Below are 20,665 nucleotides of genomic sequence, written 5' to 3'. Positions count from 1 at the left end.
CGCCCCGTGGATTGGCGCGGTTGCCTAGCAGCGGCTAAGATATTAAGCATACTTATTATTAATTACCTCCCTCCCACCTATTTTTTTACCCGCGATACATCGGGGAGTGGGTTTTTGCCGCTAAATTTTGCAGGGGTTCGATACAATGCTTCGAACGGATTATCATGATAAAAAGGGCGCGCCAGGCATGCCGCAAGCGGATCAGGGATTTTCCTTTAAGGTACTGACCATCAACACCCATAAGGGATTCGCCGCCTTCAACCGGCGTTTCATCCTGCCGGAGCTGCGGGAAGCGGTGCGTACCGTCTCCCCCGATATCGTGTTTTTACAGGAAGTGCTTGGCGCGCATGAAAAGCATTCACAGCGTTTTGAAAACTGGCCGGTGGTGCCGCAATACGAATTCCTGGCCGATACCATGTGGGCCGATTTTGCCTACGGCCGCAACGCGGTCTATCCGGACGGCGATCACGGCAACGCGTTGCTTTCACGGTTTCCCATCACCAGCCACAGCAACCTGGATGTATCCATCGGCGGCACGGAAAAACGCGGCATGCTGCACTGCGTGCTGCAGGTGCCGGATCGCGAACTGCAGCTGCATATGATTTGCGTGCACCTGGGGCTGAGGGAGCGGCATCGCCGGGAGCAAATGCTGGCCATGGGCCGGCATATCGCCACGCTGCCGGCGCATGCGCCGCTGGTGGTGGCCGGGGATTTTAACGATTGGCGCCAGCAGGCGAATACCATTTTGCAGCGCGAGGCCGGCCTGGTGGAGGTCTTTACCCAGGCGCGCGGCCGTCCCGCCCGTACCTTCCCCGCCCGCTTTCCCCTGCTGCGCCTGGACCGGATATATGTCAGGAACGCCCGTATCAGCGAGCCGACCTCCCTGGCCAACCAGCCGTGGTCGCATTTGTCCGACCATGCTCCCCTCGCCGTGGAGATCCACTTATGAAACAGAACATGAATATGGAGTGGCGCGACGGCAACCGCATCAAGCTGCTGGAAAACGGCGAGCAGTTTTTCCCCGTCCTGTACGAACGCATCGGCAAGGCCACGAAAGAGGTGCTGCTGGAGACCTTTATCCTGTTCGAGGATAAGGTCGGCAAGGCGTTGCAGGAAAACCTGATCGCCGCCGCCGGGCGCGGGGTACGGGTGGAGATCATGGTCGACGGCTACGGTTCGGCGGATCTGTCCGACGGCTATGTCGGCGCGCTTACCGCCGCCGGGGTGCGTTTTCGTTATTACGATCCCCGCCCGGCGTTTATGGGCATGCGCACCAACATGTTTCGCCGCCTGCATCGTAAAATCGTGGTGGTGGACGGCCTTATCGCGTTTATCGGCGGGATCAATTTTTCCGCCGAGCATCTGGGCGATTACGGTCCGCAAGCCAAACAGGACTATGCGGTGGAGGTCGAGGGGCCGGTGGTGGAGGATATCCACCGTTTTACCCTGCAGGCGCTGTACAGCGAAGATCACCACCGCAGCTGGTGGGGGCGGCGCTCGCGGCTGCCGGCCCATAACCGCCAGCCGGGCGAAGCCCAGGCGCTGTTTGTCTACCGGGATAACGATGAACACGACACCGATATAGAGCGCCACTATCTCGAAATGCTGCGCAGCGCAAAACGCGAGGTGATTATCGCCAACGCCTATTTTTTCCCGGGCTATCGTCTGCTTAGAGAGATGCGCAACGCCGCCCGGCGCGGCGTGCGGGTAGTGCTGATCGTGCAGGGCGAGCCGGATATGCCCATCGTCAAGGTGGGCGCGCGCATGTTGTATAACTACCTGGTGCCCGAGGGGGTGAAGATCTATGAATATTGCCGTCGTCCGCTGCACGGCAAAGTGGCGGTCAAGGACGACAGCTGGGCCACGGTCGGCTCCAGTAATCTCGACCCGCTCAGCCTGGCGCTGAACCTGGAGGCCAACGTGGTGATCCATGACAGCGCCTTTACGCGCCAGTTGCGTGACAATCTTAACGGGCTTATCGAGCGGGATTGCCTGCTGATTGACGAAAGCCACGTGCCCAGGCAAACCTACTGGCATCTGGCGAAAACCGTGGTGGTATTCCATTTCCTGCGCCATTTCCCGGCGTGGATCGGCTGGCTTCCCGCCCATACGCCGAAATTATCGCTGGTGGCGCCGCCGGTCCAGCCGGAGATGGAAACCCAGGATCGCGCCGAACCTGAAAACGAAGGGGCCAAATCATGACCCGCAAGCGCCCCGGCGGCAAACGTCACCGCGCCCGGTCCATGGCCAAAAAAGTGTTTACCGGCCTGTTTTTTATCGGTGTGGCGGTATTGCTGGTGATCTATGCCCGCAAGGTGGACTGGGGCGACGTGGCGCATGCCATCACCGGCTATCGGCGCAATGCGATGCTGATGGTGGTGGGGCTGGTGATCTTCAGCTATCTGCTATATGGCATTTACGATCTTATCGGCCGCGCCTACTGCGGCCATAAGCTGGCTAAAAAGCAGGTGCTGCTGGTTTCCTTTATCTGCTACGCCTTTACTCTCACCCTGAGCGCCTGGGTCGGCGGCATCGGCATGCGTTACCGGCTTTATTCGCGCCTGGGATTGTCCAACAGCGCCATTACCCGTATTTTCAGCCTGAGCCTGGCCACCAATTGGTTGGGTTATATCCTGCTTTCCGGCATCGTCTGCGCGTTCGGGGTGCGGCACCTGCCGGCAAAATGGGGTATCGGCGAGATGGCGCTGCGCCTGACGGGCGTCGGCCTGTTGCTGACGATCGCCGCTTATTTTTGGCTGTGCGCTTTTGCCAAACGGCGCCGCTGGACCCTCAGGGGCCAAAAGCTGGTGCTGCCGTCGCTGCGCATGGCCGGCGCGCAGCTGGTGGCCTCCTGCGCCAACTGGCTGGCGATGGGCGCCATTATCTATATCCTGCTTAACGACAAAGTCGATTTTCCGCTGGTGCTCGGCGTACTGCTGGTCAGCAGCATCGCCGGGGTTATCGTGCATATCCCGGCGGGCATCGGCGTGCTGGAAGGGGTCTTCGTCGCCATGCTGGGCAGCGAGCATCTGTCCCACGGCACCATTATCGCCGCCCTCCTGGCCTACCGGGCGATCTATTTTATCGCGCCGCTATTGCTGGCGATCGTGCTCTACCTGGGGCTTGAGAGCCGCGCCAAGGCGCTGCGGGAAAAGAACCAGCGGCGGGAAGCGGTCCATCGGGCGCGGGGAAGGGAGGAAAGCGAACCGGCGGCGGAAGGCGCCGGCCGTTTACCCGACTAAGACCCCGTGGCGCCGGCCGGGCTACAGCCTGAAGGTGCCGTCGATTACGGTGATCGATTGGCCGGCAATCCAGGGATCGCCGTCGATAAAACGTACCCTGACCTGTCCGTCGCGCCCCAGCGCGGTGCCCTGCCGGACGCGCCAGGATTCAGCAAAAGCCGGATTATCAGGGAAACCCTGGGCGTGCAGCAGGCGCGCCAGGCAGGCGTTGGCGCTGCCGGTAACCGGATCTTCCACCAGCGCGCCCCGTTCCACGACAAAGGCCCTGACCTCATAATCCGCCGGGCCGCCCGGCTGATGAAGGCCATACACCGCCAGGCCGTCGGCCTCGCAGCGCGTCAGCAGCCGCTCCAGGGCGCCGGTGTCCGGTTTCATCAGCAAACAGGACAACGCGCCGTCGGCGCGCGCCACCAGCCAGCGAATGCCCATGTCCACCACCACCGGCGGCGACCAGGTGACCGTCGTCGCGCCGCCCACGGCGGCGTTAAGCAAGGGGAAATAACTCTCGTTTACCGTATGGATCCTGGCCGGCGGGGCCTGGAACGCCAGCCATCCGGAATGCGAAAGATCGAGCGGGACCAGGCCCACCCCGCACTCCTGGATTAACCGATCGGCTGATTTGGGTTTAAAGCCGCTTTCAAGCATCGCATGGGCGGTGCCAAGCGTGGGATGGCCGGCAAACGGCAGCTCCCCGGCCGGCGAGAAAATACGCACATGGTAATCGGCCCCGGCGGTCGAGGGCGGCAGGACAAAGGTGGTTTCGGAAAGATTGGTCCAGCGGGCCACGGCCAGCATCTGCCCGCCGGATAATCCATCGGCGTCCAGGATCACCGCCAGCGGATTGCCCATCAGCGGCGTAGGGGTAAAGACATCGACCTGTTTAAAACGGCGCAGCTCGGCCATAACTCATCCTGTTCAGCATGAAGGCGGTTGCTAGCGATTCTGGCGTGGTTGAGGGATAACTGCAACAGTGGGGATGAAGGATAATCTTTGCGGCAGATATAAAAACTGCGCCGCCAACCGTCAGCGAAGGTTCCTGACGGTTGGGGCGCAGCTCTCAATGGGTCCTGGACTTCAGGTATGCTAACCTTAGCCGCGGCCCGGTCCGCCGCCGTGATGGCCGCCGCCACCGCCACCGCCGCCACCGCCCCAAGGGGGTGGCCACAGACAACCGCTAAGCGCGGCGCTAAGAACAATAATCCCGACAAATGCCATAATGCGACGCATTGGTTTGCTCCATTTATTAATAATTACGTTACCGTTAAATGATTATCCATTAGGGAAAGGGGGTCAACGGCCGCAACCGTAAAGATATTTAACACAGATGTTTCTATTTGCGATTATTGAATAGAACGGTAAATTTGGCGGGAAAAAGATTGCCCAATTTGTTAATTAATATAGGAAAAAGCTTATTTATGCGATTTTTTTCTTTTCAGGAAAACAGAATTAGGATTATTCCTGACACAGGATACCGACGGGCGAGATAAAAGAAAGTGTTATTTTGTTACCACGTAAAAAAGCGCTTGCGAGATTAAATTCCGCAAACGCTTTCAGTAAAATAATTAATGGTTATGCGTTGGGTTAGGTCGCTCGCCGATAACGCACTATTCATAAACAACCGACGTATTGTGCATATTATTCTGCCCGGAAACCGACGTCATCGGGTAGGCGCGGTTATCATCGCGCACCGCCCTTTCACTGTGATGGCCCGGTAGCGGCGGCATCCCGGTCCTGGCGCTGATGGTGGTCAACACCGCCTGATGGGAATCATATTGGGCGGTATCGATCGCGTCGGCAGCGACGCTGCCGAACGAGATTGCGCTTAGGGCGAGGGCACCGATAACAAGATTAGCTCTTTTCATCATGATGCCCGATCCTTATTCGTAAATTACCGCGGTGCCGTGCAGGTTATTCTGGCCGGTGGTGGAGGTAATGACATAAGACTTGGCGCCGATGGCCGAGGCCTTGGCCGACAGCTGGCTTTCCAGCGAAGACAGGTTGCTGCCGCCGGTGGCGCTGATCACACCCGCCGGTTGCTGGCCCGCAGGGGCGGAAGTGACCAGTTCCGCGGCGAAGCTACCGAAGGAGACAGCACTCAGGGCGATGGCGGCGATGGCATATTTTAGGTTTTTCATAATCTGTTCTCTCTGTTCTTTATATAGTTGCAGGATTTGTGGGGCAACGTTATTTGTTAACGTTCGATAACTTAATACTAGTCCCATTGAGTCCGTTGATCAACTTAATTTTTAATGATCGTTAATATAATAGTCAAGCCTATGTAAATTAGGCTGATTATTTTAATTGATTTTTAGCGGCCGCCGCCGGATGCGCATGTCGACAGTGGCGGATCGAACGGCAAGACGGGCTTGACCCGTAAAATTTAACCTTCTTTGGGCAATGTGACATAAGGTGCTTGTAATTTTTGTAATGATCGTTAATTATATAGATGCCGACCGATATCCACAAGGACGTTATGCAATCGGCACACGTTAGGCAAAATGCGATAAGAGAGGATGTTATGAATACCGATCATGTTGCGCCCATACGGAAAGGACGCGGACGCCCAAAACAGTTCGACCGCGAGGATGCGCTGGACAAAGCGCTGGAACTGTTCTGGCGCCACGGCTACGAAGCGACCTCGCTAACCGATCTGGTGGAAGCCACCGGCGCCAAGGCGCCGACGCTCTACGGCGAGTTCGGTAATAAAGAAGGCCTGTTCCGCGCGGCGGCTGAACGCTACGTGGCAAAATTCGCCGAACGGGGCAAGGCGTTGCTGGCCGACCCGGAATGCACGGTGGCGCAGGCGGCCGAAAATTTCATGCGCGATACGGCGGCCCTTTACACCGACAAAGACCTGCCGTCAGGCTGCTTTATCATCTGTACTTCCGCCGCGCTGTCTTCTTCATCCGATGAAGTGGCGAAACTGCTGCGCGCGCGCCATCACTTCCAGGAAAATATGCTGGGGGACTTCCTGCGCGCGCGCCAGGCCAAGGGAGAGCTGTCCGCCGACTCGCATGTGCCCACCCTGGCAAAATACCTGACCTGTATCCTGCAGGGCATGTCGGTGCAGGCGCGTGACGGCGCCACCCGCGAGGATCTGGATACCATTGTTTCCACGCTGATGAAGGTATGGCCGAATTTAACGCGCATCGGCGCGGCCGGCGTCCGCAATGGGGTACTGGCTTGACGGGCCGCGCCGGGCGGACAAATATCGGCGGACGGCCTGTAATTTGATTCTGCGCAGGGCGCCGGTGCTCGCCGGCCCGTAATATGACCTCTATCAGGTAACGTATTGGTAAGTCCGGACTGCGTAAATGAAGCCATTAATTGCCGATACTTCTACTGCCATCCAATTCCTGCTGGCCTCGCGGCAAAGCGAGATCGCGGCTTTGCGACGGTTATTGCAAACCGGCGAGCTGGTGGGCGCTGTCAGCCAACTGGTGCATATGCTGCAACGCGAGCGCGGCGTAGCCAATATTTACCTGTGTTCCGGATTAAACGCCGACGCGCTTGATAAACCGGCGCGTAATGCCGCCGCGGCCGAACGCGACGTCCTGCGCCTGCTGGGCCGGGCGGACGAAGCCAATCCGCCGGCGTCCGACAGCCGGCGGCTCGGACGCACGGCCGCGGTATTGTTCGCGCTCGGACGCTTGCCGGCGCTACGCCGTCAGATCCGGCAGGCCGAGATTAACCCGTCACAGGCGACGGAAATATTTAACGCGGTGATGCGCAGTCTGCTGGCGCTGGTGTTCGAGGCGGCGGATACCGCGGCGGAGCCGGCCGTTTCAAGGGCGCTGATTGCCATGTTCAGTTTTATGCAGGGCAAAGAGCTGGCGGGGCAGGAGCGGGCGCTGGTGGCGGCGGCTTTTGCCTCAAGAGCGTTTAGCGACGCCGTCCGTCAACAGTCGCTGGATCTGATCGACGGCCAGGAACGCTGTTTTGCCACCTTCAGCGAGTTTAGCGATCCGCTTAATCTGCAGCGCTGGCGGGAGATGGCGATTGACGGCGACGCCGATGTCGAGCGGCTGCGCCGGATCGCCCTTACGGATAACACCGTGACGGATTGCAGCCTGCGTTGGTATGAGGTGACGACCCGCCGTATCGACCTGATGAAGAGGGTCGAGGACGGACTGGCGGCGTTCCTGATGCAAATATGCCGGGCCGGCATCGGGACCGCGGAAGACGCCAACGGCGGCGATCGGCCGGGCGATGCCGCGCTGGAAGCCCTGCTTACGAGGCAGATGGGAGAACCGGCGGATTATAGCGTATTTGTTGCCGCCGCCGGGCCGGGTGAAGTCGCGGAGCCGCTAAGCAATAACGGCCTTAGCCCGCGGCTGGGACGTTCGGTGTTATCTATCGTCGGGCAACAATCGCGCCGGGTGCGGGACCTGGCCGAGGAGCTGGCGCATCTGCGCGCCACGCTTAATGACAGGCGGCAAATCGATGACGCCAAACTGTTGCTGATGCGACATCGGCGGTTAAGTGAGGAAGAGGCGTATAACTGCCTGCGGCGTATGGCAATGAATCAAAATAAAAAGCTGGTTGAGGTGGCCGCCGCGATCCTGGCGGTGGAAGAGGTGCTAACCGACCGGCCATAGCGACGGGGCGGCGGCGTACATAAGCATATGACACCGGGCTAAGCCAATGGCGGCATAGCGCGGGTTAACGGATAAAGGCGTCCAAAGGCATGCAATTTTTGCATGTTTTTGGACGCCTTTTTTTTATGTAAGGACTTTTTCTTATGAACAAACCTGTATTAGTTGTGATCGGCCACGGCATGGTGGGCCAGTATTTCCTGGAACAGCTGGTGGCGAGGGAGCTACACCGGCGTTACCGCATTATCGTCTTCGGCGCCGAACGTCGCCCGGCTTACGATAGGGTGCATTTGTCGGCGTATTTTTCCGGGCGCAGCGCCGGGTCGCTGACGCTGGCGCCCGACGGTTTTTTTGCGCTGCATGGCATCGAATTACGCTGCGCCACGACTGTTACCGCCATCGATCGTCAACGGCAATGCCTGACGGATAACCTTGGCGGAACAACGCCCTACGATCGGCTGGTGTTGGCCACCGGATCCTATGCTTTTGTGCCGCCGATCCCCGGCAGCGATTCTCCCGGCTGTATGGCGTACCGCACCCTGGACGACCTTGACGCCATCGCCGCGCGGGCGCGGCACTCGCGGCGCGGCGCGGTGCTCGGCGGCGGCCTGCTGGGGTTGGAAGCCGCCAATGCCCTGCGGCAGCTGGGGCTGGAAACCCATGTGGTCGAGTTCGCCCCGCGTCTGATGGCGGTACAGCTCGATGACGGCGGCGCGGCCATGCTGCGGCGGAAAATCGAAGCATTGCAGGTAAGCGTTCACACGGGGAAAAATACCCGCCGCATCACCCGTAGCGGACAAGACGGCCTGCGGTTGGAGTTTACCGACGGCGGTTATCTGGATACCGATCTGGTCTTGTTTTCCGCCGGCATCCGTCCCGCCGATCGCTTGGGGCGGGAGTGCGGACTGACGTCAGGCGCGCGCGGGGGCGTGGCTATCGACGATGGTTGCGTGACCTCGGATGCCGCTATTTTCGCTATCGGCGAGTGCGCGTCATGGCGCGACAGGCTGTATGGACTGGTGGCGCCCGGTTATCAAATGGCGCGCACGCTGGCGTCGCGCCTGGCCGGGCAGGAGGCGGCATTTGGCGGGGCGGATACCAGCACCCGGCTGAAGCTGCTGGGGGTGGAGGTTGCCTCGCTTGGGGATGCCCAGGAGACGACTCCGGGCTGCCAAAGTTATGCCTGGACCGACGGCCCGCGGCAGATTTATAAAAAAATCGTGGTCTCCGCCGATAAACAACGTTTACTGGGCGCGGTACTGGTGGGCGACAGCGCGGAGTTCAGCATCCTGCAGCAGATGATGCTCAATGATATGGCGCCGCCCGAACGGCCGGAAAGCCTGATCCTGCCGGCCGGCGCGGGCGGCGCGCCGAAAGCGGCGGGCGTGGCTTCCCTGCCGGACAGCGCCCAGGTTTGCTCGTGCCATAACGTCAGCAAAGGGGAGATCCGCGCTGCGGTGGCGGCGGGAGCGGGCGATCTGGCGGCGGTCAAGGCCGGTACCCGGGCCGGTACCGGCTGCGGCGGCTGCGTGCCGTTGCTCAAGCAGGTGATGGAGTATGAGCTGTCGCAACGGGGCGTGGAGGTGAAAAAAGACGTGTGCGGGCACTTTGCCTATTCGCGCCAGGAACTCTATCACCTGATCCGCGTCAACCGTATCCGCACTTTTAGCCAGCTGCTGGCGCAATACGGCAGGGGGCTGGGATGTGAGGTTTGCAAGCCGCTGGCCGGTTCCCTGCTGGCTTCTTGTTGGAACGACTATCTATTGCAACCCGAACATCTGCCGCTGCAGGATACCAACGATCGTTATTTTGCCAATATCCAGAAAGACGGCACTTATTCCGTGGTACCGCGCATGTCCGCCGGGGAGGTGACCCCTACGGGGCTGATTGCCGTCGGCCAGGTGGCGGCCCGTTTTAATTTATATACCAAGGTCACCGGCGGGCAGCGCATCGCCTTGTTCGGCGCCAGGATGGAACAACTGCCGGCAATCTGGCGGCAACTGGTGGACGCCGGCTTTGAAACCGGCCATGCCTACGGCAAATCGCTGCGCACGGTAAAATCCTGCGTCGGATCCACCTGGTGCCGCTTCGGGGTACAGGACTCCACGGGGCTGGCCGTCAGGCTGGAAAATCGCTACAAGGGCCTGCGTACCCCGCATAAATTCAAGCTGGGCGTCTCAGGCTGCACCCGCGAATGCGCGGAGGCGCAGGGCAAGGATATCGGTGCCATCGCCACCGACAAAGGCTGGAATCTCTACGTTTGCGGCAATGGCGGCATGAAACCGCGCCATGCGGATTTATTCGCCACCGATCTGGATGCCGACCGGCTTATCGCCCTTGTCGATCGCCTGCTGATGTTTTATATCCGCACCGCCGATCGCCTGCAGCGCACCAGCACCTGGCTGGATAACCTGGAGGGCGGGGTGGAATATCTGCGCCGGGTGATTATGGATGACTCACTGGGTATTTGCGCCGAGCTTGAACAGGAAATGCAAGCGGTGGTGGCAAGCTACCAATGCGAATGGCGAACCACCCTGGCGGATGCGGATCGGCTGGCGCTGTTCCGGGGATTTGTTAACAGCGCCCAACCGGATGAAGCGGTGGTCATGGTGGCGCAGCGGCATCAGATCCGGCCTGCCAGGGCGGATGAAAGGCCGTTGCCGGACTCGAGCCTGGCGTCCGGCGCCGGCCAGGAAAGCTGGCAGCCGGTTTGCGTACTTGGGGATATCCCGGCCAACGCCGGCATGGCCGCGCGGTTGGGCCAGCGGCAGATTGCCCTGTTTTACCTGCCGCCGGCCGCGGGGGCGGCGGGTGGGGACGGCCGGGTATTCGCCTTATCCAATCATGAGGCGGGCAGCGACGCCAATGTACTGGCGCGCGGCCTGGTGGGCGACGTGGAGGGCGAGGCGGTGGTGATTTCGCCGTTGTATAAAAAGCATTTCCGCCTGCGCGACGGCTGCTGCCTGGAGGATGCCGGCCTGTCGGTCAGCGCCTGGCCGGCAGAGATTCGCCAGGGTCGGGTCTGGGTATCGACCCGCGCGTTGACGGAGCGCGCGCAAGCCGCACCGGCGCCATAAGCGGGGACGGGCCACGCCCGCCCGGCGGCGGTTGCCGGTAGCCCTGCCTTATTGGCCGTCGTAATGCCAGCCGCCGCCGAGGGCGACAATCAGCTGTACGCTGGCCGCCCATTGGGTACTGCGCAGCGACAGCAGGTTTTGCTGTTGCGACAGGCTGGTATTCTGGGTGCTGGCGACGTCCAGGTAATCGATCATCCCGGCCCGGTACTGGTTGAGCGTGACGCGCGCGGATTCCTGCGCGGACTCGGCGGCGCGCTGCGCCGCGGCGGTTTCCTCTTGCAGGGTGGACAGTTCGACCAGATAATTTTCCACTTCCTCGAACCCCGACAGCACGGCCTGGCGATAGCTGGCAACGCTTGCGTCGTAGGCGGCGCGCGCCTGCTCAACGGACGCCTTGGTGGCGCCGAAGTCCAGCAACGTGCCGCTCAGCTCCGGTCCGAGCGACCACACCCGGTTCGGCATGGAAATCAGGTTATGCAGCGCCGAGCTTTCAAAACCGCCGCTGGCGCTCAGGGTCAGGTCGGGATAATAGGCCGCCTGCGCCACGCCGATAGCGGCGTTGGCCGCGGCGACATTACGCTCGGCATAGGCAATATCCGGCCGGCGCTCCAATAGCCGCGACGGCAATTCCACCGGAATGGCCGGCAGCGTGGCGGCCAGCCGGGCCGCCGGCAGGCTGAACTGCGCCGGCGACAGGCCTATCAACACCGCGATGGCGTGTTCAAGCTGCGCGCGTTGCCATTGTAAATCCAGTGAGGAAGCACGGGCGCTCTCCAGCTGGGTTTGCGCCTGCGCCAGGGTTCCCCGCGACTCGCTGCCGGCGCGGTATTTATTCTCGATAACGGTCAGGTAGCGCTGGTAGGCCTCGACGCTTTCCTGATAGAGCGTGATCTGTTCGTCCATCACCCGCAGTTGGAAATAATCCTGCGCCAGCTCCGACTGGGCGCTCAGGGTGATATTAGCCAGTTCGGCGGCGCTGGCCTGGGCGCTGGCCTGGTTTTCCTCCACCGTGCGGCGCAGCTTTCCCCACAGATCCAGCTCCCAGCTGGCGCTGACCTGCGCCTCATGGGTGTTGCTCGTCGTAGCCCGGGTGCCGCTGCGCGTGGTGCCGGCGGTGCCGCTCACCGTCGGATATAGGTTGGCGCGCGAGGCGGCGGTCAGCGCCCGTGCCTGCCGGTACAGGGCCTCATATTGCGCCACGTTCTGATTGGAAATCCGTACCTGGCTTAATAAGCCGGAGAGCGTCGGATCTCGGTACACCGCCCACCATTCCCCCTTGCCGGCCCGATCCTGCGGCGCGGCGCGGGTCCAGCCTTTCGCCTGTTTAAACTCAAGCGGCACCGTCATTGCCGGACGCCGGTAATCCGGTCCCACCATGCAGCCGGCCAGGATCAACGCCAGCGCCAACGACAGCAGCTTCAGGGCGGGATGTCGGGATATCATTATCATAGGTTCACTGTAGTTATGGATCCTCAGTCAGGGATCCTGAGTTATGGGTGGTTATCGGCGATCAGGCCGCGCCGGTTTTGCTCAAACGCCGCCAGGCGCGCTTGCTGGTGCGGCTCAGGCGATCCATATAGAGATACACCACCGGGGTGGTAAACAGCGTCAGCAGCTGGCTTAACGCCAAGCCGCCGGCAATCGCCATCCCCAGGGGGCTGCGTAAATCCGCGTCGCCGCCGCTGCCCAGCGCCAGCGGCAGGGCGCCAAAAAAAGCCGCCAGCGTGGTCATCATGATCGGTCGGAAACGCATCAGGCAGGCCTGGGTTATCGCCTGCTGCGGGCTGAGTCCCTGGGTGCGCTCCGCCGCCAGCGCGAAATCGATCATCATGATGGCGTTCTTCTTGACGATGCCTATCAACAGCAAAATGCCAATCAGCGCAATTACCGTGAGCTGGGTACCGGTGATAATCAACAGCAGCAGGGCGCCGAGGCCCGCGGAGGGCAGGGTGGATAGGATGGTCAGCGGGTGGATGTAACTTTCGTAAAGCATGCCCAGCACGATATAGACCGCCGCCAGCGCGGCGAGGATCAGCCAGGGCATGCTGGCGGCCAGCGCCGCGAAGGCCTTGGCGGTGCCCTGGAATCCCGCCTGGATGGTGGAGGGCAGGCCAATCTGCGCCATCGCCGTCTTGATCAACTGTTGCGCCTGCTCAAGGGAAACGCCGTCGGCCAGGTTAAAAGCCACGGTGCTGGTGGCGGACTGTCCCTGATGCGCCACCGATAACGAGGCGTTGGCGCCGCTGAACGTGGCAAAGGCGGAGATGGGAATCTGTTTTCCTTCGTCGTTGACCACCATCAAATCATTCAGGGTCGACGGGTCGACGGTAAAGGCGGCGTCCAGTGTCATCACCACATGATACTGGTTGAGGGTTTTATAGCGGGTGGCGATCTGCCGTTGGCTAAAGGCGTTGTTCAACAGGGTATCGAGCATCTCCACGTCCACGCCCAGCCGGGTGGCCTTATCGCGGTCGATATTGAGCATCACTTCCTGCCCGCCGGTCTGGGAATCGGCGTCCACCCCGGTCAGCTGCGGGATTTTTTCCAGCGCCGCCTTTACCTTCGGCGTCCAGAGCCGCAGGGTATCCAAATCGTCGGCCTGCAGGCTGTACTGGTAAAGCGCGTTGGCGCTGCGTCCGCCGATATGCAGATCCTGCGCCGGCATCAGGAACAGCTGGATACCGGGTTGGTTAAGCCCTTTGGCGGTCAGCCGGTTGGCCACTTCCGCCGCGGTGGCGTCCCGCTGGCTGAAATCCTTCAGGTGCACGAAAAAATTGGCGGTATTGCGCGAGCCGAATCCGCCGCTGCCGGTGGAGGACAGCACCCCGTCCACCGCCGGGTCCTGCTGGATCATGCGGGAAAATTCCTGCAGCTTGGGTTTCATGGCCTGGAACGACACGTTCTGGTCGGCGCGCAGCATGCCCATCAGCAGGCCGGTATCCTGGTTGGGGAAAAAGCCTTTTTCCACCACGGTATAGAGGAAAATATTCAGCATCACGGTCAGCACCAGGCTGAACAGCGTCAGGCGCTGATGGCGCATCACCCAGGCCAGGGCGACGGCGTAAGCCGCCAGCAGCCGGGCCAGGCCGCGCTCGATCAGCACATACACCCGCGACGGCTTGCGGGCCACCGGCGGCTTGCGTCGCAGCAGACGCGAACACAGCATCGGCGTCAGGCTGAGCGAAACCAGCATCGAAATCAGCAGCGCGATGGTGAGCGTTACCGCGAACTCACGAAACAGGCGGCCGACGATACTGCCCATTAATAAGATGGGGATAAACACCGCCACCAGCGACAAGGTCATCGCCAGCACGGTGAAACTGACCTCCTGCGCCCCCCTGATCGACGCCCGCACCGGCCCCATGCCCTGCTCGATATAGCGGGTGATGTTTTCCAATACCACGATGGCGTCGTCCACCACGAACCCGGTACAGATAATCAGCGCCATCAACGACAGGTTATCCAGGCTATAGCCCAGCAGGTACATCACCGCGCAGGTGCCGATAAGCGACACCGGCAGCGCCAGGGCGGGGATAATCACCGCCTGGAGATTGCGTAAAAAGACAAATACCACCGCAATCACCAGCGCGACGGCAATCAGCAGCGTTTCTTCGGTATCGCGCAGCGAAGAGCGCACGTTCGGCGAACGATCCACCACCATATGCAATTGGACATCGCCGGGCAGGGTGGCGGCCAGCGCCGGCAGCCGGGCCTTGATGGCATCGATGGTTTCCAGCATATTGGCGCCCGCCTGGCGGGTGACGCCAATCATCACCGACGGGGTTTGGTTGTAGTAACCGACGTTGTATTTGTCCTCCACCGAGTCATAGACGTTGGCCACATCCCCCAGCCGCACGGCGGTGCCGTTTTGATAGCTGACGATCAGCGCGCGGTAATCGCGGGCCAGATCCAGCTGGCCGTTGCCGTCCACCACCCAGGATTGCTTATCCCCCTGCAAAATCCCCTTCGGCAAATTGCTGGTGCTGTCGGCGATGGCGCTGCGCACCCTATCCAGGGATAAGCCGAAATGGGTAATCATCTGCGGACGCAGCTCGATGCGTATCGCCGGCAGCGAACTGCCCACCAGCGATACCTGGCCGACGCCCTCGACCTGGGCGATTTTTTGCTGGAGTTGACTGGAGGCCAGGTCGTACAGCTGTCCGCTGGAGCGGGTGGCGGAGGTCAATGCCAGCATGACGATCGGCGCGTCGGACGGGTTGGCTTTGCGATAGGTGGGCAGCGAGGGCATGCTGGAGGGCAGCAGACTGCGCGCGGCGTTAATCGCCGCCTGGACATCGCGCGCCGCGCCGTTGATATCCCGGTCAAGATCAAATTGCAAGATAACGTTGGTGGAGCCTTGGGAACTGCTGGAGGTCATTTCGGTAATGCCGGCAATTTGCCCCAGGGCGCGCTCCAGCGGCGTGGCCACCGTCGCGGCCATGGTTTCCGGGCTGGCTCCCGGCAAGCTGGCGGTGACCATGATGGTCGGGAAATCCACCTGCGGCAGCGGCGCCACCGGCAGCAGCCGGTAGCCCAGCAGGCCGAGCAGTAATATGGCCAGCGTCAATAATAATGTCGCCACCGGGCGAAAGATAAACACGCGCGAGATGTTCATCAGCGCTCCTGGCGGCCGTGGCGGCGCAAAAACCGCTGCCCGCGCTGTGACAATCCGTCAAACCACAGGTAGATAATCGGCGTGGTGAACAGGGTCAGCACCTGGCTGAAAACCAGTCCGCCGACGATCACCAGCCCCAGCGGACGGCGCAGCTCGGCGCCGGACCCGTGCGCCAGCATCAGCGGCAGCGCGCCCAGCAGGGCCGCCATGGTGGTCATCAGGATCGGCCGGAAGCGCAGCAGGCAGGCCTGGTGGATGGCTTCGCGCGGTGTAAGATGCTGTTTATGCTCGGCCTCCAGCGCAAAGTCGATCATCATGATGGCGTTCTTCTTGACGATGCCGATCAGCAGGATGACGCCGATAAGCGCTATCAGGCTGAACTCCGTATTGGCAAACAACAGCGTCAGCAGGGCGCCCACCGCCGCCGAGGGCAGGGTCGACAAAATCGTCACCGGATGGATAAAACTCTCGTACAAAATACCCAGCACCACGTACATGGTCATCAGCGCCGCCAGGATCAGCCACAGGGTATTATCGGTGGCGCTCTGGAATGCGGAGGTTTCGCCCTGATAGCGCAGGGTAATGCTCGACGGCAGCTTCAGCCCATCGGTCACCTTGACCATGGCCTGTTGGGCGTCTTCCAGCGAATAGCCTTTTTGCAGGTTAAAGGAGAGGGTGACCGCCGGGAACTGATTGAGCCGGGCGTAGAGCAGCGAACCGGTGCGCAGGTGAATACTGGCGATGGCGGTGAGTTTCACCATGCCGCCCGAGGAGCTGGTGGTGGTGCCGGACGAACTGGTGGAGCTGCTGGACGCGCTGGTGCTACTGGTGCTCGTACTGCTGCTACTGGTGCCGTCGGTGAGATTGGTCGCCAGGTAGATATCATCCAGCGACGCCGGCGATTGCTGGTACTTCGGCAGCACCTCGAGCACCACGCGATACTGATTGGACTGGGTAAAAATCGTCGAGACCAGGCGCTGCCCGAAGGCGTTGTACAACGCGGTATCCACATCCGAGGCGGTAATGCCGTAACGCGCCGCCGCGTCCCGGTTCAGCTCAACGTAGGCCACCTGTCCCTGATCCTGTAAATTACTCACCACCTCGCTGAATTCGGGCCGCCCCTGCATGGCCGCCACCAGCTTTGGCGTCCAGGCCACCAGGTTCTCGCTGTCCGCGTCGTCAAGCGTGAATTGGTACTGGCTCGGCGTGACCTGATCGTTAACCGTCAGGTCCTGGGCGGATTGCATATACAGCTGGATGCCGGCGATACCGGCGGTAGCCTGCTGCAACTGCGCGATAATCCCATCGGAACGTAAATCGCGATCCGCGAAAGGTTTAAGGTTTATCTGCAGCCGGCCGCTGTTCAGGCTGGTATTGTTGCCGTCGATGCCGATGGTCGAGGAAACGCTTTCCACCGACGGGTTCTTCAGGATAACGTCCGCCAGCCTCTGCTGGCGCGCGGCCATTTCGCTGAACGACACATCCTGCGAGGCCAGGGTGACCCCCTGGATAAGCCCGGTATCCTGCGGCGGGAAAAAGCCTTTCGGCACTATCAGGTACAGCAGCGCGGTCAGGGCCAGCGTTGCCAGGGCCACCAGCAGCATCAGCCGTTGGTGATCCAGCACCACGTTCAGCCAGCGATCGTAGCCGGACACCAGCCGATCGAACAGCTGGCCGCCCTTGCGGTTGAACCGGCTCTGTTGTTCCGGCGGGATATGGCGCAGCAGGTAAGCGCACAGCATCGGCGTCAGCGTCAGCGACACCACCATGGACACCAGGATCGCCACCGCCAGGGTGATGGCGAACTCGCGGAACAGGCGCCCGACCACATCGCCCATGAACAGCAGCGGGATCAGCACCGCGATCAGCGAAAACGTCAGCGAGATAATGGTAAACCCAATCTGCGCCGAGCCGTTAAGCGCCGCCTGCATCGGGGTTTCGCCGTCTTCCAGGCGGCGCGAGATATTCTCCACCACCACGATGGCGTCATCGATAACAAAACCGGTGGCCACCGTCAGGGCCATCAGCGACAGGTTGTTCAGGCTGAATCCGGCCAGGTACATCACGCCAAAGGTGCCGACCAGCGACAGCGGCACGGCGATGCTGGGAATTAAGGTGGCGGCCAGGTTGCGCAGGAATAAAAACGTCACCATCACCACCAGCGCGATGGACAGCAACAGCTCGAACTGCACATCGCTGATGGACGAGCGGATAGTCTGGGTACGGTCCGATAGAATTTGCACTTTCACCCCGTCGGGCAGCGCCGCCTGCAGCGTCGGCAACTGGGCTTTGATATTGTCCACCACCGAGATGACGTTGGCGCCGGGCTGGCGCTGCACGCTGATGACGATGGCCGGCTGGCGATTGGCCCAGGCGGACTGGAAGGCGTTCTCCTCCGCTTCGTCGATTTGCGCGATATCGCGCAGGCGCAGCGCAGCGCCGTTCTGGTAGGTCAGGATCAGGTTGCCATACTCCGCCGCGGTGCGCAGCTGGTCGTTGGCATCGATGGTAATGGAATGATATTTGCCGTCGAACCCGCCTTTGGAACCGTTGACATTACTATTGCCAATCAGCGTGTTGACATCTTCCATCGTCAGGTTATGCGCCGCCAGGGCGCGGGGATCCATGCGCACGCGTATCGCCGGCTGATGGCCGCCGGCCAGCGTCACCATACCCACCCCGGAAATCTGCGACAGCTTCAGGGCGATGCGGGTATTCACCAAATCCTGCACCTTGATAAGCGGCAGGGTATCGGACGTGGCGGCCAGGGTAATGACCGCGGTATCCGCGGGATTGACCTTTTTATAGGTCGGCGGGTTGGGCAGGTCGGTGGGCAGCAGGCTGTCGGCGGCGTTAATGGCCGCCTGCACTTCCTGCTCGGCCACGTCAAGCGACAGCTCCAGCGAGAACTTAAGGGTGATGATCGACGCGCCGCCGGAGCTGGTGGAATACATCTGGCTCAGGCCGGCCATTTGTCCCAACTGCCGCTCAAGCGGGGCGGTGACGGACGACGCCATGACGCTTGGGCTGGCGCCCGGGTAGAGCGTGGTCACCTGGATGGTCGGGTAATCCACCTGCGGCAGGGCGGAGGTGGACAGCATTCGGTAGGCAAAGATGCCGGAAACCAGCACGCCGATCATCAATAAAATCGTTGCGACCGGGCGCTGGATAAAAAGCCGGGAAGGATTCATTGCGCCGTCACGCCCTGGCTTTGCGCCGTCGCCGCAGTGACCACAGAAACCTTACTGCCGTTGCTAAGCCGATCTATGCCTTCGGTGACCACCCGGTCGCCCGGCGCAACACCGGACAGTATGGCCTGCATATTATCGCCATAGGCCGGCCCGGTTTTAACCGCTTTACGCTCAACGGTATTGTCCGCCTTGATCACATAGACAAAATCACCATCGCTGCTTAACTGCAACGCCTGGGCCGGGATCACGGTGGCACCCGCGAGCGTGTCGGTCTGCAGCCGGACGTTCACGAACTGATTGGGGTAGAGACTCTCGTCATTATTATCAAAAATCGCCTTTAGCTTGATGCTGCCGGTATCGCTATCGATTTCATTACTGATAAAATTCAGCTTGCCCCGGCCGAGGGGGGTAACGCCATCCTGGTCGATGGCCGTTGCCGGCAGGGATTGGCCCTGGTGCAGCGTTTTTAATAAGGTCGGCAAGTGGGCCTGCGGCAGGCTGAAGGTAATCGCAATCGGTTGGGTCTGGGTAATGGTGACAATGCCGGTGGTATCGCTGCTGTGCACCATATTGCCGGGATCCACCAGCCGTAGTCCCACCCGGCCGGAGACCGGCGCGGTAATGCGCGCGTAGTCCAGATCCAGCTTGGCGGCATTGATTTGCGCCTGATCGGCTTTGATGGTGCCCAGGTACTGGCCGACCGTCGCGGTCTGGGTTTCCAGATCCTGACGGGCTAACGAGTCTTGGGCGAATAGGGTCTTGTAGCGCGCCAGGGTAAGCTGGGCGCTTTTCAGCAACGCCTGGTTTTGCGCCAGTTCACCTTGATATTGTTCCAGTGTCGCCTGATAGCTCCTGGGATCGATTTGCGCCAGCAACTGGCCTTTGGCCACTTTCTGGCCTTCGGCGAAATAGACCTGCATCAGCTGGCCGTCGACCCGGCTGGTCACGGTAACGCTGGCATTGGCCACCACGGTGCCGAGCGCGGTAAGGTACACCGGCACATCCGCCAGTTTTGCCGTGCCGCCATGTACCGGGGTGGCGCCGCCCATGCCGGGGCCGCCTCTACCCGGCCCGCCGGGCATGCCGCCGGTATGCGTGTTGGTCGTATGACGAGGAAGAAAATAGAACAGGGCGGCTGCAATCAACAGCGCGACGACTAACAACAACAGGACGTTGCGCCATTTGATTTTACGTTGGGAACGGATTTTCATGCGATACGGGCGGCCATCAGTGGTCAGAGATTGAACATCGTACTAGGATAAAGTAATTTTGTGGACGATATTGTAAAAGTTTCGTCAAAAACCATTTCACTTCTCTTGGTAAACATACATAACGATTGGGACTTTGAGCGTCTGGTTCCAGGTGAATGTGCCCAGCGTTAATAGGGTGTCGGGGCGCGGCAGGAAACGCTGACGGTAATAATAGCTCTTGATTTACCAAGATATTTTGTAATTAGGTGTATTATATTTCGTGGCCGAAATCACTATGCCATCTCAATTTTTTGTAAATATGGCATTAACATTGTTGGTTTTTTTCAGGCTGAAAAAATATTTAGGGCAACCGCAGAAAATGCAAGATGTATTGATCTCCGCGCCCGGTTAACGCTGCGATGTGAGTTTATTGCGCCGCCCGGATTATGGCCCATTCTTGTTAAAAATGTTAACCCCATGTTTTTATTTATCACATCCGTTTATTAAAATCTTCGTTATTGGCGAAATGTCGCCTTAGTTTCTCCGTGCGCGTACCGATCGCCAGGATAGCTTTACTTTCCCCATGACGGTTTATTTGACAATAAGCCTGATAATTATGTAACCCATTTCAATTCCACTGGCACGTGTATTATATCCCTTGGTTGATAATTGAATGTATTCACCATTAAGGGAATAATAGCTAAATTTTAATTAATATATTTTTTGCAATCATAATGTGCGTATTGCTAAAAAAA

13 protein-coding genes are annotated in these 20,665 nt (G+C 60.2%); 6 read left to right on the top strand and 7 right to left on the bottom strand.

The window, feature by feature from the left end; all coding sequences use genetic code 11:
- Positions 1 to 187: 187 nt before the first annotated feature.
- The 3 genes from GRH90_RS02010 to GRH90_RS02000 are packed head-to-tail and all read left to right on the top strand — an operon-like array spanning position 188 to position 3,242.
- The gene (locus tag GRH90_RS02010) at positions 188 to 949 is read left to right on the top strand and encodes an endonuclease/exonuclease/phosphatase family protein (protein ID WP_162364210.1); all 762 of its coding nucleotides are present in this window, start codon (positions 188 to 190) and stop codon (positions 947 to 949) included.
- Between the two features lie 8 nt (positions 950 to 957).
- Positions 958 to 2,202, top strand: a complete 1,245-nt coding sequence (gene clsB / locus GRH90_RS02005; RefSeq protein ID WP_162364280.1) for a cardiolipin synthase ClsB — start codon at positions 958 to 960, stop codon at positions 2,200 to 2,202.
- The gene (locus tag GRH90_RS02000) at positions 2,199 to 3,242 is read left to right on the top strand and encodes a lysylphosphatidylglycerol synthase domain-containing protein (protein WP_162364209.1); all 1,044 of its coding nucleotides are present in this window, start codon (positions 2,199 to 2,201) and stop codon (positions 3,240 to 3,242) included. Before clsB ends, GRH90_RS02000 begins: the two co-directional genes overlap by 4 nt.
- Positions 3,243 to 3,263: 21 nt before the next feature.
- Here GRH90_RS02000 and GRH90_RS01995 read toward each other — a convergent pair whose 3' ends face one another.
- The 3 genes from GRH90_RS01995 to bhsA form a co-directional block, all read right to left on the bottom strand.
- The gene (locus tag GRH90_RS01995; RefSeq protein ID WP_162364208.1) at positions 3,264 to 4,145 is read right to left on the bottom strand and encodes a PhzF family protein; all 882 of its coding nucleotides are present in this window, start codon (positions 4,143 to 4,145) and stop codon (positions 3,264 to 3,266) included.
- Positions 4,146 to 4,846: 701 nt separating this feature from the next.
- Positions 4,847 to 5,107: a YdgH/BhsA/McbA family protein gene (locus tag GRH90_RS01990; protein WP_162364207.1), complete on the bottom strand. Its 261-nt coding sequence runs from the start codon at positions 5,105 to 5,107 to the stop codon at positions 4,847 to 4,849.
- A gap of 12 nt (positions 5,108 to 5,119) precedes the next feature.
- On the bottom strand, positions 5,120 to 5,377 hold the full coding sequence (bhsA, locus tag GRH90_RS01985) for a multiple stress resistance protein BhsA (protein ID WP_162364206.1): 258 nt from the start codon (positions 5,375 to 5,377) through the stop codon (positions 5,120 to 5,122).
- A 383-nt stretch (positions 5,378 to 5,760) separates the two neighbouring features.
- Between bhsA and GRH90_RS01980 the strand changes: the two genes are divergently transcribed.
- From GRH90_RS01980 to nirB, 3 genes are all read left to right on the top strand, one after another.
- Positions 5,761 to 6,429, top strand: coding sequence for a TetR/AcrR family transcriptional regulator (locus tag GRH90_RS01980; RefSeq protein WP_162364205.1), 669 nt, complete (start codon positions 5,761 to 5,763; stop codon positions 6,427 to 6,429).
- A gap of 127 nt (positions 6,430 to 6,556) precedes the next feature.
- Positions 6,557 to 7,840, top strand: coding sequence for a nitrate regulatory protein (locus GRH90_RS01975; protein ID WP_162364204.1), 1,284 nt, complete (start codon positions 6,557 to 6,559; stop codon positions 7,838 to 7,840).
- A gap of 164 nt (positions 7,841 to 8,004) precedes the next feature.
- Positions 8,005 to 10,914 carry a nitrite reductase large subunit NirB gene (nirB, locus tag GRH90_RS01970; RefSeq protein WP_376766052.1) on the top strand — a complete coding sequence of 970 codons (2,910 nt, stop codon included), beginning with the start codon at positions 8,005 to 8,007 and terminating at the stop codon, positions 10,912 to 10,914.
- A gap of 48 nt (positions 10,915 to 10,962) precedes the next feature.
- Here the strand turns inward: nirB and GRH90_RS01965 are convergent, their stop codons facing one another.
- The 4 genes from GRH90_RS01965 to GRH90_RS01950 form a co-directional block, all read right to left on the bottom strand.
- A complete protein-coding gene (locus GRH90_RS01965) occupies positions 10,963 to 12,357 on the bottom strand; it encodes an efflux transporter outer membrane subunit (RefSeq protein WP_162364279.1) in 1,395 nt (464 codons plus the stop codon).
- A 67-nt stretch (positions 12,358 to 12,424) separates the two neighbouring features.
- Positions 12,425 to 15,529, bottom strand: coding sequence for an efflux RND transporter permease subunit (locus tag GRH90_RS01960; RefSeq protein WP_162364202.1), 3,105 nt, complete (start codon positions 15,527 to 15,529; stop codon positions 12,425 to 12,427).
- Positions 15,529 to 18,720: an efflux RND transporter permease subunit gene (locus GRH90_RS01955; protein WP_162364201.1), complete on the bottom strand. Its 3,192-nt coding sequence runs from the start codon at positions 18,718 to 18,720 to the stop codon at positions 15,529 to 15,531. The genes GRH90_RS01960 and GRH90_RS01955 overlap by 1 nt, the downstream gene beginning before the upstream one ends.
- On the bottom strand, positions 18,717 to 19,931 hold the full coding sequence (locus tag GRH90_RS01950) for an MdtA/MuxA family multidrug efflux RND transporter periplasmic adaptor subunit (protein ID WP_162364200.1): 1,215 nt from the start codon (positions 19,929 to 19,931) through the stop codon (positions 18,717 to 18,719). Before GRH90_RS01950 ends, GRH90_RS01955 begins: the two co-directional genes overlap by 4 nt.
- Positions 19,932 to 20,665: the final 734 nt, after the last annotated feature.

This window comes from Acerihabitans arboris, assembly GCF_010131535.1.
Lineage (GTDB): Bacteria > Pseudomonadota > Gammaproteobacteria > Enterobacterales > Enterobacteriaceae > Acerihabitans > Acerihabitans arboris.
This window is presented reverse-complemented; position numbering and strand designations above follow the sequence as displayed.

Excerpts from the sequence above, each read along its gene's own strand:
- GRH90_RS01975 (WP_162364204.1), top strand. The coding sequence starts at position 6,557 with ATGAAGCCATTAATTGCCGATACTTCTACTGCCATCCAATTCCTGCTG.
- GRH90_RS01960 (WP_162364202.1), bottom strand. The coding sequence starts at position 15,529 with ATGAACATCTCGCGCGTGTTTATCTTTCGCCCGGTGGCGACATTATTA.
- GRH90_RS01950 (WP_162364200.1), bottom strand. The coding sequence starts at position 19,931 with ATGAAAATCCGTTCCCAACGTAAAATCAAATGGCGCAACGTCCTGTTG.
- bhsA (WP_162364206.1), bottom strand. The coding sequence starts at position 5,377 with ATGAAAAACCTAAAATATGCCATCGCCGCCATCGCCCTGAGTGCTGTC.
- GRH90_RS01990 (WP_162364207.1), bottom strand. The coding sequence starts at position 5,107 with ATGATGAAAAGAGCTAATCTTGTTATCGGTGCCCTCGCCCTAAGCGCA.
- GRH90_RS02000 (WP_162364209.1), top strand. The coding sequence starts at position 2,199 with ATGACCCGCAAGCGCCCCGGCGGCAAACGTCACCGCGCCCGGTCCATG.
- GRH90_RS01955 (WP_162364201.1), bottom strand. The coding sequence starts at position 18,720 with ATGAATCCTTCCCGGCTTTTTATCCAGCGCCCGGTCGCAACGATTTTA.
- clsB (WP_162364280.1), top strand. The coding sequence starts at position 958 with ATGAATATGGAGTGGCGCGACGGCAACCGCATCAAGCTGCTGGAAAAC.
- GRH90_RS02010 (WP_162364210.1), top strand. The coding sequence starts at position 188 with ATGCCGCAAGCGGATCAGGGATTTTCCTTTAAGGTACTGACCATCAAC.
- GRH90_RS01980 (WP_162364205.1), top strand. The coding sequence starts at position 5,761 with ATGAATACCGATCATGTTGCGCCCATACGGAAAGGACGCGGACGCCCA.
- GRH90_RS01995 (WP_162364208.1), bottom strand. The coding sequence starts at position 4,145 with ATGGCCGAGCTGCGCCGTTTTAAACAGGTCGATGTCTTTACCCCTACG.
- GRH90_RS01965 (WP_162364279.1), bottom strand. The coding sequence starts at position 12,357 with ATGATATCCCGACATCCCGCCCTGAAGCTGCTGTCGTTGGCGCTGGCG.